Origin of the sequence: Variovorax sp. RKNM96 (genome assembly GCF_017161115.1) — a bacterium.
Lineage (GTDB): Bacteria > Pseudomonadota > Gammaproteobacteria > Burkholderiales > Burkholderiaceae_C > Variovorax.
The window spans coordinates 2,803,360-2,817,120 of record NZ_CP046508.1; the positions used below are offsets into that span (position 1 = coordinate 2,803,360).

At 57.8% G+C, this 13,761-nt stretch carries 14 protein-coding genes; 7 read left to right on the forward strand and 7 right to left on the reverse strand.

All coding sequences use genetic code 11. From position 1 onward, the window contains the following. Positions 1-9: 9 nt before the first annotated feature. The 5 genes from GNX71_RS12915 to GNX71_RS12935 form a co-directional block, all read right to left on the reverse strand. On the reverse strand, positions 10-243 hold the full coding sequence (locus GNX71_RS12915; protein WP_093433491.1) for a ferredoxin family protein: 234 nt from the start codon (positions 241-243) through the stop codon (positions 10-12). A gap of 35 nt (positions 244-278) precedes the next feature. Continuing rightward, positions 279-2,015, reverse strand: a complete 1,737-nt coding sequence (locus GNX71_RS12920) for a fumarate reductase/succinate dehydrogenase flavoprotein subunit (protein WP_206178682.1) — start codon at positions 2,013-2,015, stop codon at positions 279-281. Continuing rightward, entirely contained in the window at positions 2,012-2,782 is a 771-nt protein-coding gene (locus GNX71_RS12925) for a GntR family transcriptional regulator (RefSeq protein ID WP_206178683.1), read from the reverse strand. The genes GNX71_RS12920 and GNX71_RS12925 overlap by 4 nt, the downstream gene beginning before the upstream one ends. A gap of 792 nt (positions 2,783-3,574) precedes the next feature. Continuing rightward, positions 3,575-3,838, reverse strand: coding sequence for a hypothetical protein (locus tag GNX71_RS12930; protein ID WP_206178684.1), 264 nt, complete (start codon positions 3,836-3,838; stop codon positions 3,575-3,577). 162 nt (positions 3,839-4,000) lie between these two features. Further along, positions 4,001-4,444, reverse strand: a complete 444-nt coding sequence (locus GNX71_RS12935; RefSeq protein ID WP_206178685.1) for a hypothetical protein — start codon at positions 4,442-4,444, stop codon at positions 4,001-4,003. A 127-nt stretch (positions 4,445-4,571) separates the two neighbouring features. On the opposite strand from GNX71_RS12935, the gene GNX71_RS12940 reads away from it, so the two are divergent. The 3 genes from GNX71_RS12940 (at position 4,572) to GNX71_RS12950 (ending at position 10,545) form a co-directional block, all read left to right on the forward strand. Beyond that, positions 4,572-4,838 (forward strand): hypothetical protein, encoded by a 267-nt coding sequence (locus GNX71_RS12940; protein WP_241027254.1) that lies wholly within the window; start codon positions 4,572-4,574, stop codon positions 4,836-4,838. Positions 4,839-5,001: 163 nt separating this feature from the next. Next, positions 5,002-9,885 carry a type ISP restriction/modification enzyme gene (locus tag GNX71_RS12945; protein ID WP_206178686.1) on the forward strand — a complete coding sequence of 1,628 codons (4,884 nt, stop codon included), beginning with the start codon at positions 5,002-5,004 and terminating at the stop codon, positions 9,883-9,885. A gap of 57 nt (positions 9,886-9,942) precedes the next feature. Then, positions 9,943-10,545: an NADAR family protein gene (locus tag GNX71_RS12950; RefSeq protein WP_206178687.1), complete on the forward strand. Its 603-nt coding sequence runs from the start codon at positions 9,943-9,945 to the stop codon at positions 10,543-10,545. An 82-nt stretch (positions 10,546-10,627) separates the two neighbouring features. Here GNX71_RS12950 and GNX71_RS12955 read toward each other — a convergent pair whose 3' ends face one another. Further along, positions 10,628-11,047 (reverse strand): hypothetical protein, encoded by a 420-nt coding sequence (locus tag GNX71_RS12955; protein WP_206178688.1) that lies wholly within the window; start codon positions 11,045-11,047, stop codon positions 10,628-10,630. 141 nt (positions 11,048-11,188) lie between these two features. Between GNX71_RS12955 and GNX71_RS12960 the strand changes: the two genes are divergently transcribed. Then, positions 11,189-11,830, forward strand: coding sequence for a hypothetical protein (locus GNX71_RS12960; protein WP_206178689.1), 642 nt, complete (start codon positions 11,189-11,191; stop codon positions 11,828-11,830). A gap of 61 nt (positions 11,831-11,891) precedes the next feature. Next, positions 11,892-12,662 carry a hypothetical protein gene (locus GNX71_RS12965; RefSeq protein ID WP_206178690.1) on the forward strand — a complete coding sequence of 257 codons (771 nt, stop codon included), beginning with the start codon at positions 11,892-11,894 and terminating at the stop codon, positions 12,660-12,662. 117 nt (positions 12,663-12,779) lie between these two features. Here GNX71_RS12965 and GNX71_RS12970 read toward each other — a convergent pair whose 3' ends face one another. After that, a complete protein-coding gene (locus GNX71_RS12970; protein ID WP_206178691.1) occupies positions 12,780-13,118 on the reverse strand; it encodes a hypothetical protein in 339 nt (112 codons plus the stop codon). A gap of 85 nt (positions 13,119-13,203) precedes the next feature. On the opposite strand from GNX71_RS12970, the gene GNX71_RS12975 reads away from it, so the two are divergent. Both GNX71_RS12975 and GNX71_RS12980 read left to right on the forward strand, forming a co-directional pair. Then, positions 13,204-13,440: a hypothetical protein gene (locus tag GNX71_RS12975; protein WP_206178692.1), complete on the forward strand. Its 237-nt coding sequence runs from the start codon at positions 13,204-13,206 to the stop codon at positions 13,438-13,440. After that, a complete protein-coding gene (locus GNX71_RS12980; RefSeq protein ID WP_206178693.1) occupies positions 13,430-13,756 on the forward strand; it encodes a hypothetical protein in 327 nt (108 codons plus the stop codon). The genes GNX71_RS12975 and GNX71_RS12980 overlap by 11 nt, the downstream gene beginning before the upstream one ends. Positions 13,757-13,761 lie beyond the last annotated feature (5 nt).

Consider the following 13,761-nt stretch of genomic DNA (forward strand, 5'->3'; position numbering starts at 1 on the left):
GCGCGTGGCTCAGCGCAGCAGGTAGGGGATGTCGACGGTGACCGCGCCGGTAGGGCAGTCCTTCTCGCAAGGCATGCAGTACCAGCACTCGTCGAACTTCATGTAGGCCTTGCCCTTGCTGAGGTCGATGGCGAGCACGTCGAGCGGGCAGACGTCCACGCAGACGGTGCAGCCCTTGTGGGCGATGCACTTGTCGTCGTCGATGCGCACGGGCACGCTGGTGGGGTTGAAGGCGAGGGGCATGTGGGGTTCTCTTTTTTTTGTTGGGGCGGGAGGTGTCAGGCCGCGACCGGCTCGCGGACGGCGGCGGGCACGCGCAGGTGCTGGTAGGCGGACATCTCGTGCGCATCGAGCGGCACGATGTACGGATCGACGGGGCGCTTGAAGCTCACCATGGCATCGCCCTGCTTTTGCAGCTGCGTATGGCAGAACCAGTCGCGGTCGTTGCGCTCGGGAAAGTCCACGCGGTGGTGGTAGAGGCCCCAGCGGCTTTCGGTGCGGTAGAGCGAGGCGCGCGCGGCCATCTCGGCGCAATCGCGGATCGCATGCACTTCCATCGCGCGCATCAGCTCGTGCGGGCCGGGGGCGGCGAGCTGTTCCAAGTCTTCGTGGATCTGCTCGAAGCGCGAGAGACCGATCTCCATCTTGCGCGTGACCTTGGGCGGCTGCAGGTAATCGTTGACCATGCGGCGCAGCTTGTATTCGACCTGCGCGGGCGGCAGGCCACCCTCGCGCAGAAGCGGTGCGCTGACGCGGGCGTGCTCGCGTGCGACCTGTTCTTCGTCGAGCGCGGGCAGTTCGGTTTCCGCGCAATGCCGCGCGGCGCTTTCACCGGCGAGGCGGCCGTAGACGAAGGCGCCGAGCATGTAGTTGTGCGGCACGCAGGCCAGGTCGCCAGCAGCGTGCAGGCCTCGCACGGTCGTGCGCGCATGCTCGTCCACCCACACGCCCGAGGCCGAGTGGCCGCTGCACAGGCCGATCTCGGAGATGTGCATCTCCACCATCTGCTCGCGGTAGTCGGTGCCGCGCCCTGCATGAAAGCGCCCGCGGCTCGGGCGCTCGTTGGTGTGCAGGATCTGCTCGATGGTGGCGATGGTCTCTTCGGCCAGGTGGCTCAGCTTGAGGAACACCGGGCCGTTGCCGCCCTGGAGCTCGTTGTAGAACTCCATCATCATCTGGCCGCTCCAGTAGTCGCACTCGATGAAGCGCTCGCCCTTGTTGTTGGTGGTGTGGCCGCCGAAGGGGCCGGTCACGTAGGCGCAGGCGGGGCCGTTGTAGTCCTTGATGAGCGGGTTGATCTGGAAGCACTCGATGCCCGAGAGCTCGGCGCCCGCGTGGTAGGCCATGCTGTAGCCGTCGCCGGCGTTGGTCGGGTTCTCGTAGGTGCCGAAGAGGTAGCCGGAGGCGGGCAGCCCGAGCCGTCCGGCCGCGCCCGTGGCGAGCACCACCGACTTCGCGCGGATCACGTGGAACTCGGCCGTGCGGCAGTCGAAGGCCATCGCGCCCGCGATGCTGCCGTCGGCGGCCGTCAGCAGGCGCGTGACCACCAGGCGCTGCGACATCTCCACGCGCGTGCGCTTCAGGCGCCGGTACAGCACGTTCTTGATGTTGTGGCCTTCGGGCATCGGCAGCACGTAGGTGCCCATGTGGTGGACCTTGCGCATCGCGTAGTCGCCGGTCTCGTCCTTCTCGAACTTCACGCCCCAGCGGTCGAGCTCCTCGATCATCGAGTAGCTGTTGCGTGCATAGGCCATCACCGTCTTCTGGTTGACGATGCCGTCGTTGGCGGTGGTGATCTCTTTCACGTACTGCTCGGGCGTGGCGAAGCCGGGCACGACCGCGTTGTTCAGGCCGTCCATCCCCATCGAGATGGCGCCGCTGCGCTTGACGTTGGCTTTCTCCAGCAGCAGCACTTCGAGCTTGGGGTTGGCTTCCTTGGCCTTGACGGCGGCCATCGGGCCGGCCGTGCCGCCGCCGATGACCAGCACGTCGACGGTGCGGGTGATGATGTTCATGGGATGTCCTTGGTCGGGTGGCTGCGGGCGATGCGAAGCCGGTGCTGGAACGCATCGCCGCGGAAATACAGGTCTTCGAAATCGAGCGGCGCGCCCTCGGCGGTGTGGGTGAGGCGCTCCACGCGCAGCACCGCGGTGCCTTCGGGCACGCTCAGCGAACGCGCGAGCAGCTCGTCGGCGAGCATCGCGTCGATCTGCAGGTCGGCGTGGCCGAGCGCGATGCCGTAGTCGTTCTCCAGGATCAGGAAGATGTCGCGCCCGGCGAGGTCCGCCTGCCGCAGCCGCTCGCCGATGGCGTGGGGCAGGTAGGTCACCTCGTAGGACACCGGGGCGCGGTTGAGATGGCGCACGCGCTTGATCTGCGCGACCGGCGAGCCCTCGGCCAGGCCCAGGCGCTGCGCCACGCGCGGCGAGGCGGGCACGGTCTTGTGGCTGGTGACCTGGTTGCGGATTTCGTAGCCCATGCGGCCCATCGACTCGGCAAAGCCTTCGAGCTGGCCCAGGTGCTGGAACGCCTTGGGCTTGGCGACGAAGGTGCCCTTGCCTGGAATCTTGAAGATCAGGTTCTCGCGCTGCAGGTCGCTCAGCGCCTGCCGCACCGTGATGCGGCTGACCTTGAAGAGCGCGACCATCTCGCTCTCCGAAGGCAGTTGCGCGTGCGGCGGGTAGCTGCCATCGAGGATGCGCTCGCGCAGCGTTTCGCGCACCTGCGTATAGAGCGGAACGGGTGAAAAGGCGATGGGCTCGAGCGCCTTGGCGGAAGACATGCGGCTGACCTGTTATGACCGGTTGAATGAGGCCGGATGCTAGGCAGCGACGCTTCTTTCGTTAACGAACGAAAACGTGCTTCGATATGCGGAAAGTGGTTGGGTCTGCGGCAGCCGAATGGCAGCGCGTCATGGCGGCATGGCCATGTCATGCGGCAAGAGGCTGGAGTCGAGCGCTCTTCGTTCCTCTGTAGAATCCGGCGCTTGGGTCGACAACTCGTTTGAAATCAACGGGTTGCCAACGCGGGTGTAGTTCAATGGCAGAACGGCAGCTTCCCAACGGGTGCCTTCGGGCCGACGATTCGACTCGTCATCACATGCTCCGCATGTGAACTCACCTCACCGTCGAAACCTCTCCACTTCGACCGTTTCGGGGACCAGCACCAGGTCTCACCGAAACCAGCCTCAAGGTCTTCATCGTCGTCACGCCCGGACGATCCGAACCTTCCTTTCCATCGATTTTTGACCCTCTTTCCACGGTGGGTCATTTCGGTAGGTAGTCCCGGTGGGTCAGTGGGTTTTCCCCGGGTAAATCCACCGATTAAATCGACGTTTGGGCCTCCCAAATCCGGACGGTACGGGGCCCCACATGGGGGTGAAAAACTGAGCCCCGGAGATAACAGTTTTATTTTTTATATAGACAAAGCATGAACCACTTATCTGCGGTGACCCAATTTTTGGGGTACAGGGATTTTTGGGTGGGCCATGGCCTCTGTCTCGATCACATCGATGCGTTGCCCAGTAGACAGATTCGTGGGACGGTCTTCAAAGTGGCGCAGCGGCTGAGCTGGCTCAGCTCAGCCGTTTGTCGTGAGCGAATAGCTCACGGATCGATTCCATCGGTGCGCGCTCGGTCGGCTTCGATGGCTTCTGATCAGTCGCCATCACTCCCGGTGGCTTCACATGCGCTCTGTACTCAATGAGGACGACATGCTCCTGTTTGACGTTGTCAAAGCCTTGCTTGATGACCTTGACGGTCGATCTCGTTCGTTGGGTGAAGCCGAACATCGTGTCGAGCACGGCTTGCAGTCGGTTCCAGGGTGTGGTGTTGTTCATGTCGTATCGCCTCCTGGCTGTATTTATCGACATGACAAAGGTGGTCTGACCGACAACCCTCCCCAAGAGTCGGCCCAGTCACGAGCCGATGCACCACCTCCCGCAGTTTCCTTCGCTTCCCAAGGCTAGATCAGGAGCTTTGAGAGAAGCGGCGCTGTGATCTCAGCCTACCATCCAAGTGCTCAATCTAGCTTTGGACTGGAGAACAGCCTCTGAAGAAAACAAGCTCGGGTATCGCGCGACCACAGCTTCAAAAGCGTAGTCCTGCAGCCCTACTCCCAGAAGCGCAGAAAAGCCCACGGTTTCCTTCTTCTTCGACACTAGGCTATCGACGGCCTGTAACACACCCTGCGCTTTAAACATCCGTCGTGTGTAAGCTGCTGGCTGCCGTCTACCATGCTTGCTACGAAGTACTTCTTCGTACGCATAGAGCGCCTTCAAGCATTCCAGCTCCGCTTCAGACTGCGCACCGTACTCAGATGCTCGCAGTTCGATAAGGCGCTTGCGTGCTGCCGTCGCCAAGTCTGGTCTTTCCCCGCCAGCATTTTTAGCTAGCTGCTCGCAGTCCGAAATACTGGTAAGCCGGGCAATCTGATCAAGGTCCATTTCCCTAGTCTGCCAGCCAACCAGCTCGCTGTCATCTGAGGCACACCTTTTCAGATTGATCCCGCATGCGCGGTTGCCAGTTCACCGTTGCCGTCAGACCGTGCGCCTTTCGTTATGAAAGGCTCCTATGCTGTTCGATATCGGCCGTCTTCTTGCCACACCATCTGCTCTCAAGCACCTCGGAGAACATCACACGATGCCGATCTATCTGATTGGGCGGCATGCCCACGGGGATTGGGGTGACATCCATGCCGAGGATCGCAAGCTCAACGACCAGGCCGTGCGCAATGGATTGCGTCTACTTTCGGCTTACGAAATCGGTGGAGTCAAAGTCTACGTCATCACCGAGTGGGACCGGAGCTATACGACCGTCCTGCTCGCATCCGAGTACTGATGCTTCCAAGCGGATGACGCAGGGCGTCTTGGGGTAAGACCGGAACAACCCGCAAGGCTGGCTGGCAGAATGGAATGGTGCCGAAGGCAGTCCGCCTTCGGCATCCCCTTTCCCTTGAAAGGCGGCGGCTGCCCGGGCAGCCGCCGACCTTGAACGACGCCAGATGACCGCTCTTTCCACTCTGCTGAATACCTACCGCAACGCCGCTGCTTCCGAACGTGAGAAAGGCACCTACTTCGAAGAGCTAATTGTCTGCTATCTGCGCAACGAGGCAACTTATCGAGATCTATACAGCGATGTCTGGACGTACTCCGAGTGGGCAACGCTCCAAGGGCTCGACAAACGCGACGCAGGCATCGATCTTGTCGCCAGAACGCAAGGTACCGGCGAAATTCACGCCATCCAATGCAAGCTCTATGCTGAAGACTATCGCCTCCAAAAGAGCGATATCGACAGCTTCTTTACCGCATCAGGGAAGAAGCCATTTGCTCGCCGGATCATCATTAGCACGACCAACCACTGGAGCGATCATGCTGAAGACGCCTTGCGCGACCAGCAGCCTCCCGTCAACAAGGTCGACCTGTATGACCTGGAAAACAGCCAAATCGATTGGTCCAAATACCAGCCACGCGGTGCACCGGTCCTGAAGCCTCTCAAGGCGCTGCGACCACATCAAAGCACAGCGCTCGACAAGGTCTTGACGGGCCTCCAGGGCGCCGACCGCGGCAAGCTCATCATGGCATGCGGCACCGGAAAGACCTTCACAAGCTTGAAGATCGCTGAAGCGCTCGCCGGCAAGGGAAAGCGCGTCTTATTCCTCGTTCCCAGTTTGTCATTGTTGTCGCAAACCTTGACCGAGTGGACTCAAGAAAGCTCAACGCCGTTGCATAGCTTCGCTGTGTGCTCCGATAGCGATGTCGGGAAGAAGCGCCAGAAGGAGGATGACAGCGTTCAGACGTTCACTCACGAACTACGCTACCCCGCCACAACTCAGCCCTCAAGGCTGGCCGGAGAGATCGCCAAGCGCCACGACGACTCTCACATGAGCGTTGTATTCGGGACCTATCACTCCATCGACGTTGTCAGTCAAGCCCAGCATCAATTCGGTTTGGCGGACTTTGATTTGATTGTGTGCGATGAAGCGCATCGAACCACGGGCGCAACATTTGACGGCGACGATGAAAGCACCTTCGTCAAGGTGCACGATGGCGATTTCCTTCGTGCGTCCAAGCGGATCTACATGACCGCTACTCCGCGCATCTATGGAGATAGCGCAAAGGCCACCGCTGAGCGAGATAGCGTGACCTTATGCTCCATGGATGACAAGGCGCTGTATGGCGAGGAGCTTTTTGTCATCACGTTCTCCGAGGCCGTCAAACGCGGTCTGCTGGTGGACTACAAGGTTATCGTGCTTGCCGTGGAAGAGGCTCATGTCAGTCGGCGCCTCCAGGGCCTTCTGGCGGACGACAACAACCAACTCAAGGTTGATGATGCCGCCAAGATCGTAGGCTGCTGGAAGGCTCTGTCCAAGCAGGGGTTAAGCGAAGACCTTGCCGGCGACCGCGAAGCGATGCAGCGCGCCGTGGCCTTCTGCCAAGTGATCGAGGTAAGTAAGGGCGCCAGAACCCATAAGGTCAGCTCGAAGAATATTGCGGCAATGTTCCAGGCCGTTGTCGAGGCGTATCAAGAAACCGAAGACGAGGAAACCGCCTCGCAACTGGCCTGCGAAGCCGCCCACGTCGACGGAGGAATGAATGCTAGCGAGAAAGAAGCAAAGCTTTCTTGGCTGAAGGAACCGACTCCCGAAAACACTTGCCGCATTCTCAGCAACGTTCGTTGTCTGTCGGAGGGCGTAGATGTGCCGGCGCTGGATGCCGTGTTGTTCCTTACTCCCCGGAACTCGCAGGTAGACGTCGTTCAATCAGTGGGGCGCGTCATGCGCAACGCTCCTGGCAAAAAGCTTGGCTACGTCATTCTGCCGGTGGTCATCCCCGCTGGCATCGAGCCTCATGAAGCGCTGAGCGACAACAAGACGTATGCCGTGGTCTGGCAGGTTCTACAAGCCTTGCGCTCGCACGATGATCGCTTCGATGCGATGGTCAACAAGCTCGATCTGATCGGCAAAGACACCAGCAAGATGGAAGTGATCGCCATCACTGACAAGATCGCCAAGAAGGCGGCAAAGAAAACAGCGGACCAGAATGGCGCGGCCGCCAAAGGCGCCTTTGCCATTGGTGAGCCAGTCAAACGGCACGGGAAAGAAGCGCAACAAGACCTTCCGTTTGAAATTGGTGAGATCGAGAAGGCCATCTACGCCAAGCTGGTACAGAAGGTCGGCAATCGGCATCACTGGGAGGATTGGGCAAACGACATCGCCAAGATTGCTCGGACCCACATTTCCCGCATCGCAGCCATCGTTGAGGATCAGACAAATACCTCCGAGCGCAGTGCTTTCTTCGCCTTCGCAGATGAGTTGCGAGACGACCTGAACAGCAAGGTCACAGATGCCGAGATCATCGAGATGCTTGCTCAGCACCTCATTACCAAACCGGTGTTCGATGCCCTGTTTAGCGATTACAGCTTCGCCCAGCATAACCCGATGTCGCTCGCGATGCAGAACGTCCTGGATGTGTTGCATGAGCATCGTTTGGACAAGGAGGTCGACACGCTGCAATCGTTCTATGACAGTGTGAAGCTTCGCGCTGAGGGGATCGACAACGCTACAGGCAAGCAAAAAATCATCGTCGAGCTCTACGACAAGTTCTTCCGCAACGCCTTCCCCAGGATGACTGAGCGGCTGGGCATTGTTTACACACCCGTTGAGGTAGTGGACTTCATCATTCACAGCGTCAACCACATCCTGCAAACCGAGTTTGGGCAAACACTGGGCAGCAAGGGTGTTCACATCATCGACCCCTTCGTCGGCACCGGCACATTCGTCACCCGCTTGTTGCAGAGCGGGCTCATATCGCCCGAAGAACTTCCCCACAAGTACAAGCACGAAGTTCACGCGAATGAGATTGTGCTGCTGGCTTACTACATCGCCGCCATCAACATCGAGGCCGTATATCACAGCATTGTGAAGGGCAAGTACCAACCCTTTGAGGGAATCTGCTTGACCGACACCTTCCAGATGTACGAGAAAGAAGATTTGGTGGACGCACTGTTGGTGGACAACAGTGCCCGCCGCAGTCGGCAGAAGAAGTTAGATATTCGCGTGATCGTCGGAAATCCCCCGTACTCTTCTGGCGACAAGAACGACAACAACAATAAGAGTATCGAGTACCCATTGCTTGACGAGCGGATTTCCAAAACTTATGTGGCACGCTCTTCCAAGTCGGTGGGAAAAAGCAAAATTTATGACTCATACATCCGGGCCATCCGATGGGCCAGCGACCGCATTGGAAAAAGTGGAGTCATAGGCTTCGTCACAAATGCAAGCTTCCTCGATGCCAACGCGGCAGATGGCTTGCGCAAATGTCTGGCTGACGAATTCAGCAGCATCTACGTCTTTCACTTGCGTGGGAATCAGCGCACCGCAGGCGAACTATCACGCAAAGAAGGAGGCAAGATTTTTGGTGGCGGCAGCCGTGCCCCGATTGCCATCTCGATCTTAGTAAAGAACCCGCAGGCCTCTCAGCATGGCAAGATCAATTTCCACGACATCGGTGACTATCTGAGTCGGGATGAGAAGCTTGAGAAGATCGCGGGCTATTCCAGCCTATCGGGGATCGATCTGGCAGGTGGTTGGAAGCCGATCACTCCAGATGGACATGGGGACTGGTTTGGACAGCGCAGCGCCGATTTCGAAGAGTTCATACGCGTTGGGCGAAAAGCTGATTCGGACGGCGTTGCTCTCTTTAGAACGTACTCGATGGGCGTCAAATCGAATCGAGACGACTGGGTATATGGTTTCTCTAGGTCAAAGACTGAGCGCCGAATCATCGACATGATTGATTTCTTCAACCAAGAGGTGTCCAGATATCTGAGTAGTTCAACGACGATAGATGTTGAGCAATTTGTCGTGCGTGACAAGGGCAGGATCAAGTGGACATCAGATGTATTGAACGACGTCGAGAAGGGAAGAGTCCATGCGTACGACGGGGATGGATTGGTTAAGTCGCACTATCGCCCGTTTACAAAACAGTGGGTCTACTCCAGTAAGGCTTGGAATTGGAGCCGGCATCTCATGCCGAGCTATTTCCCCGATGGCGCCTCGGAGAATAAGGTGATCTGCGTAACGGGCGTAGGCTCAACGAACGAGTTTTGCGCGTTAATTTCCGACACGTTGCCGGACCTTGAGCTTGTTTCAAAGGGACAATGCCTCCCGATGTATGTGTATGGCGCACCAGAAAATCGAACGGCCGATGACTTATTCGTGCGGAAGGGCGCGACGATGGCTCAAAGAAAGCGCCAAAGCGGTCTAACAGACGAGAGTCTTTCGCATTTTCTGGCGGCCTATCCTGGCGAGTCCATCGACAAGGAAGACCTCTTCTATTACGTGTACGGTCTGCTGCATTCGCCCGACTACCGCGACCGCTATGGCGACAATCTGACCAAGGGTTTGCCCCGCATACCATGCGTTAAATCGAATACGGACTTCTGGATGTTTTCGCAAGCAGGCCGCAGACTGGCCGATCTGCACCTGAACTATGAAACAGTAGAGCCGTACGCTGTTGCCCTCAGCAGCGAGGGTAGATCGTTGACTGATGCCGACTACCGTGTCGAGAAGATGAGATACGGCAAGAAGGGTAGCGATAAGGATCTCACCACACTGCACTACAACACAAAAATCACGGTGACTGGCATCCCGCTCGACGCCTATGACTACGTGGTCAACGGCAAGCCTGCGTTGGACTGGGTTGTAGAACGCCAGTGCGTGAAGATCGACAAGGATAGCGGCATCACCAATGATGCCAACGATTGGGCGACGGAAACGATGGGCAATCCACGATATCCGCTTGAACTCTTCCTGCGTGTAGTCACTGTAAGCCTGGAGACGATGAAAATCGTTCGATCCCTTCCTGCGCTGGAAATCCAATCCTGATCATGCCTTGCTCCATGTTTGTTTAGCCTCGGTGCGCCTTGACGAGTTCTTCATTCCATGATCACCATCGATTCCACTCCAAAGATTTACAAGCGTTCGGAAGCCGTCGTTTTCCACAAAACGAAGGAAGCGTTCGGAGACCTCTCGAACATGGCTGCCGGCTATCCGATCAAGATCAACGGCACGCACATCCTGACGAGCGAAGCGCTGTATCAAGCGTGCCGCTACCCGCACCTTCCCGATATCCAGAAGGCGATCCTCAGCGAAGCCAGCCCGATGGCCGCGAAGATGAAATCGAAGCCGCATCGAAAGAGCAGTTCTCGTGCGGATTGGGATGAGCAGCGTGTGGCAATCATGGAGTGGTGCTTGCGGACGAAGCTCGCGATGAACCGGACCGAGTTCAGCCGCTTCCTGCTGGCGACCAAGGACAAGCCGATTGTCGAGCAGTCCGCCAAGGATCCGTTCTGGGGAGCGCTCGTTGTCGATGACGACACGTTGAAGGGCCAGAACGTCCTCGGCCAACTGCTTGTCGGCCTGCGCGAAGAGATCAAGGCCGGCGCCGTCGAACACGGCTTCGTTGAGCCGCTCTCTATACCGGAGTTTTCTCTTTACGGCCAGCCAATCCCAAAGCTTGGCTTCAGGTCCTCGCTCGCGCAATGAGAAAAGCGACTGCAGCCTCTCGGCTGGGTCGCTTCACGGGATGAAAAGGCCACCCCGCATTGCAGGGGGCGTGTGATCACGATCAGTTGCTCATCAGCGCTTCATCGGCGTCGGGCTGCTCTGCGTCCTTACCCTTGCCTGCTGTCTCTTGGAGCAAATGGTCCAGCTCACCGTCTTCACAAGCTTGAATGATTCCCTCCAGGAATCGGATCACGTTGTCCTGCGAATCGATTTTCACGTGAGTGCCGCCGGGCAACTTAACCAGCTTCGGTCCGACTCGAAGCGATACCTTGTACTGGAAGCGCCCACCTCCGACCGCCTTCTTGGAAATCCATGCGTTGGTTGACAGAGGTGTACCGCTCTTCAGGTCTGCAACCTGGCGTTTCGCGTTCTGAATGAAGTTCATCCGCAGGCGCTGAACGGGATCGAGATGCTTCGAGTACGAGTAGGACCGGGTGGTTTCAACGGTACCGAAGGAAGCGAGGTTATCGAGGAATGACATATTAAAACTCCTATGAAAGTAAAGATACCCAGGTTCGCTGGGATGCCCTGTGAATCAAGGCATGGGTGTATTGAACCGCTGACAGCGCCGCATTAACACCGTAGTAATTAACCAATTCATTTGGTTTGTTAAGATTCCTGCATGACTGATCTCTCCGCATACCGTCTCTGGTACGAGGCCCTTCAACGCAGTGACCGCAAGAAGTGGTCGAAGAAGGTGCGATCGTTCTTTGGTGCGGCAGACGGACTGGCGTTCGAACAGTGGTGGGAGGAGTCCAAGGATTGCTTCATCGTCGAAGCGTTCACGGTCGATACCGTTGACGATGAACATGAGGCAAACGAATGGTGGGGCGAGTACGGTGATGACCCAAGTGTGAAGCTGCTGTACATCAACCTCTACACGCCCACTTCGATCCTCATCCGGGACTTCGGCAAGCTCGTTCGGGCGCTTGCGAAGAACAAGGCAGGACGACCGAAGATTGACCAGACGCTAGTGGACTTTCCGTTGGCGCGGGTTCCGAACAAAGCCGTGATCGGAAAAATGTTGAAGTGCTATGACCTGTGGCTGGAGAACCAGCGGCGTCCTCATGCAGCACGGCGAAAGCTGTATGAAATCGGTGCGCTCGCTAAGATTTCACCCGGCTACATCGTGGAAGACGTGAACGACCACAGCCGAGAAGCGGCGGCCAAGAGGGAATTGATGTCGATCACCGCTTCGCGGATGATCAAGCGCGCGAAGACGATGATCCAGAACGTCGAGAAGGGGCAGTTCCCGGTGTACTGATTCGAAGTACTCAGAGCGGTTCGATAGTCATGATCAGACCCCAACCCATTCCCTAGCGAATATGAACTCCACGCGCTTATGCGCATATTGCGCCAAAGAAGGCCCCCTTACCAGGGAACACATCTGGCCAGGGGGCATCATCGCGCGCGCCAAAGGGATCAATACAAGTTACTTCGGAAGACTCGAAAAGTTCATCGATGCGGAGTTGACGATCAAAGACGTCTGCGCAGATTGCAACAACGGTCCGTTGAGCGGACTCGATGCTTACATCTGTCATCTGTTCGATACGCAGTTCTGCCACCCAGTGGCCTGTCGAAAATCACGAACATTTGTTTATGACTACGAGAGACTGCTCCGTTGGCTGCTCAAGATTTCATTCAATACCGCCAGAGCCAATGATTCGGACGTCGGCGTGCTATCGAACTATGCAGGCTTCATCCTGGAAGGTGGTGAGCCGCCATCCGAAGTGCGGGTATGCCTTGAGCTTATTCACGCCTCTCCGAATCCCAAGTGGTCGCCGGGTAGCAACGCCATGAAAGAAATCCCCGCTGCATCAATCCGATGCGCCAGGGTGGAAACGCCCGCAGACCCCCTGCCTGGCGCGACATTGCGTCTTGTCGCGCTTTACGGGTTCTATTTTTGGATAGTTCTGACACCTGCGGAAGTTGACATTGCCGCTCTACAAGGTCTGCCAGGAAAGCTCCTGCCACCTAACAAAACCAAGTTGTCGCTGCACCCTAGTCGAGGCATGCTGGAGCTTCACGCAGACTGGGTTCGAAACCCACGGGCATCGCAATCGATGCGGGAGTTGAGGGCGCGACGTGCTCGATGAGGTTCGCTAGGTGTGACGATTTCGAGCGACGCGCCTGGAGATTTCTCGCACCTTCGCGCAACGCAATTGCTCCATGATGATCGAACCAGTCGTGCTGAACCAGCCTCTTAAGTCCACTTAGATTTCTTCCTCAAAGAAAGCGCCCTCGGTCGCGATCTTCCACGCCTTGTCTCCGATCGGGTGGGACGCCGGCAACTCCGCAGTGAACGCCTTCCAATCTGGCATCTGACCCGGGAAGCGGCGTCGCAGGTACGTGCCAATGAAGTAGATGAACTGCATCTGCTCGATGCCGACCTCATCACCGCGCCCTGAGCGGATCAGAGCAAGCAGCACATCGCGCATGGACCGGTAGGTCTGCCAGTCCCTGGCTTCCCATAGCGCGATGGCCGTCTGAATATTTGCGGCGAGTGCCGACTGAATCTGGTTCTGGGTGTAGTCGTTGATATCGAGGTGCATGTTCCGTCTCCCGTGTGAGTTCTGCACCCGTATTTATCGTTCCACCCCTGTTGTCCGATCTCGTTTTCGGCGGGATGGTGTGCGCATGGTCAAGAAAAACATCGCCACGCACACCCTGTCGGAAGACGAACGCACCACGCTGCTCGCGATCATCGATGAGCAGTTCGGCCCGGCGTTGTCGCATGACGAGTTTGCAGAGGCGATGCTGGATTTGTTCGAAAACATTCCGGGCTTCGAGACCATGCCGCCTGCCAAGGCGAGCCACATCGTCCAACAACTCTGGAGCACCTACCATGGGAAAGAAGCCCGCCGTGACCACTGAACAAGCTGAGACCGTCGAGAACGAAACCGGGGCGATCAAGTCTTCCTCGCAGTCGTCAGAACCGATCGAGATCGATCTGAACAAGCCAGCGATCCGCACAGCGATTGATCAAGGCAAGGCGTTGATCGCGGAGGGTAAGTCCAAGGCCGATGCCGCCCGTGCGATCTTCGGCGCGATCAAGGACGAACCGAAGGAAGTGATCGTCGCCGCCTTTGTCGAGGGCGCAACCCTCACCGACAAAGGCGCGCTCACGTACTGGTACAACGTGCGCCGCAAGGCGGCCAAGGACGCCGCCACAGCCGCCGCAAAGAGCTGAGCAAT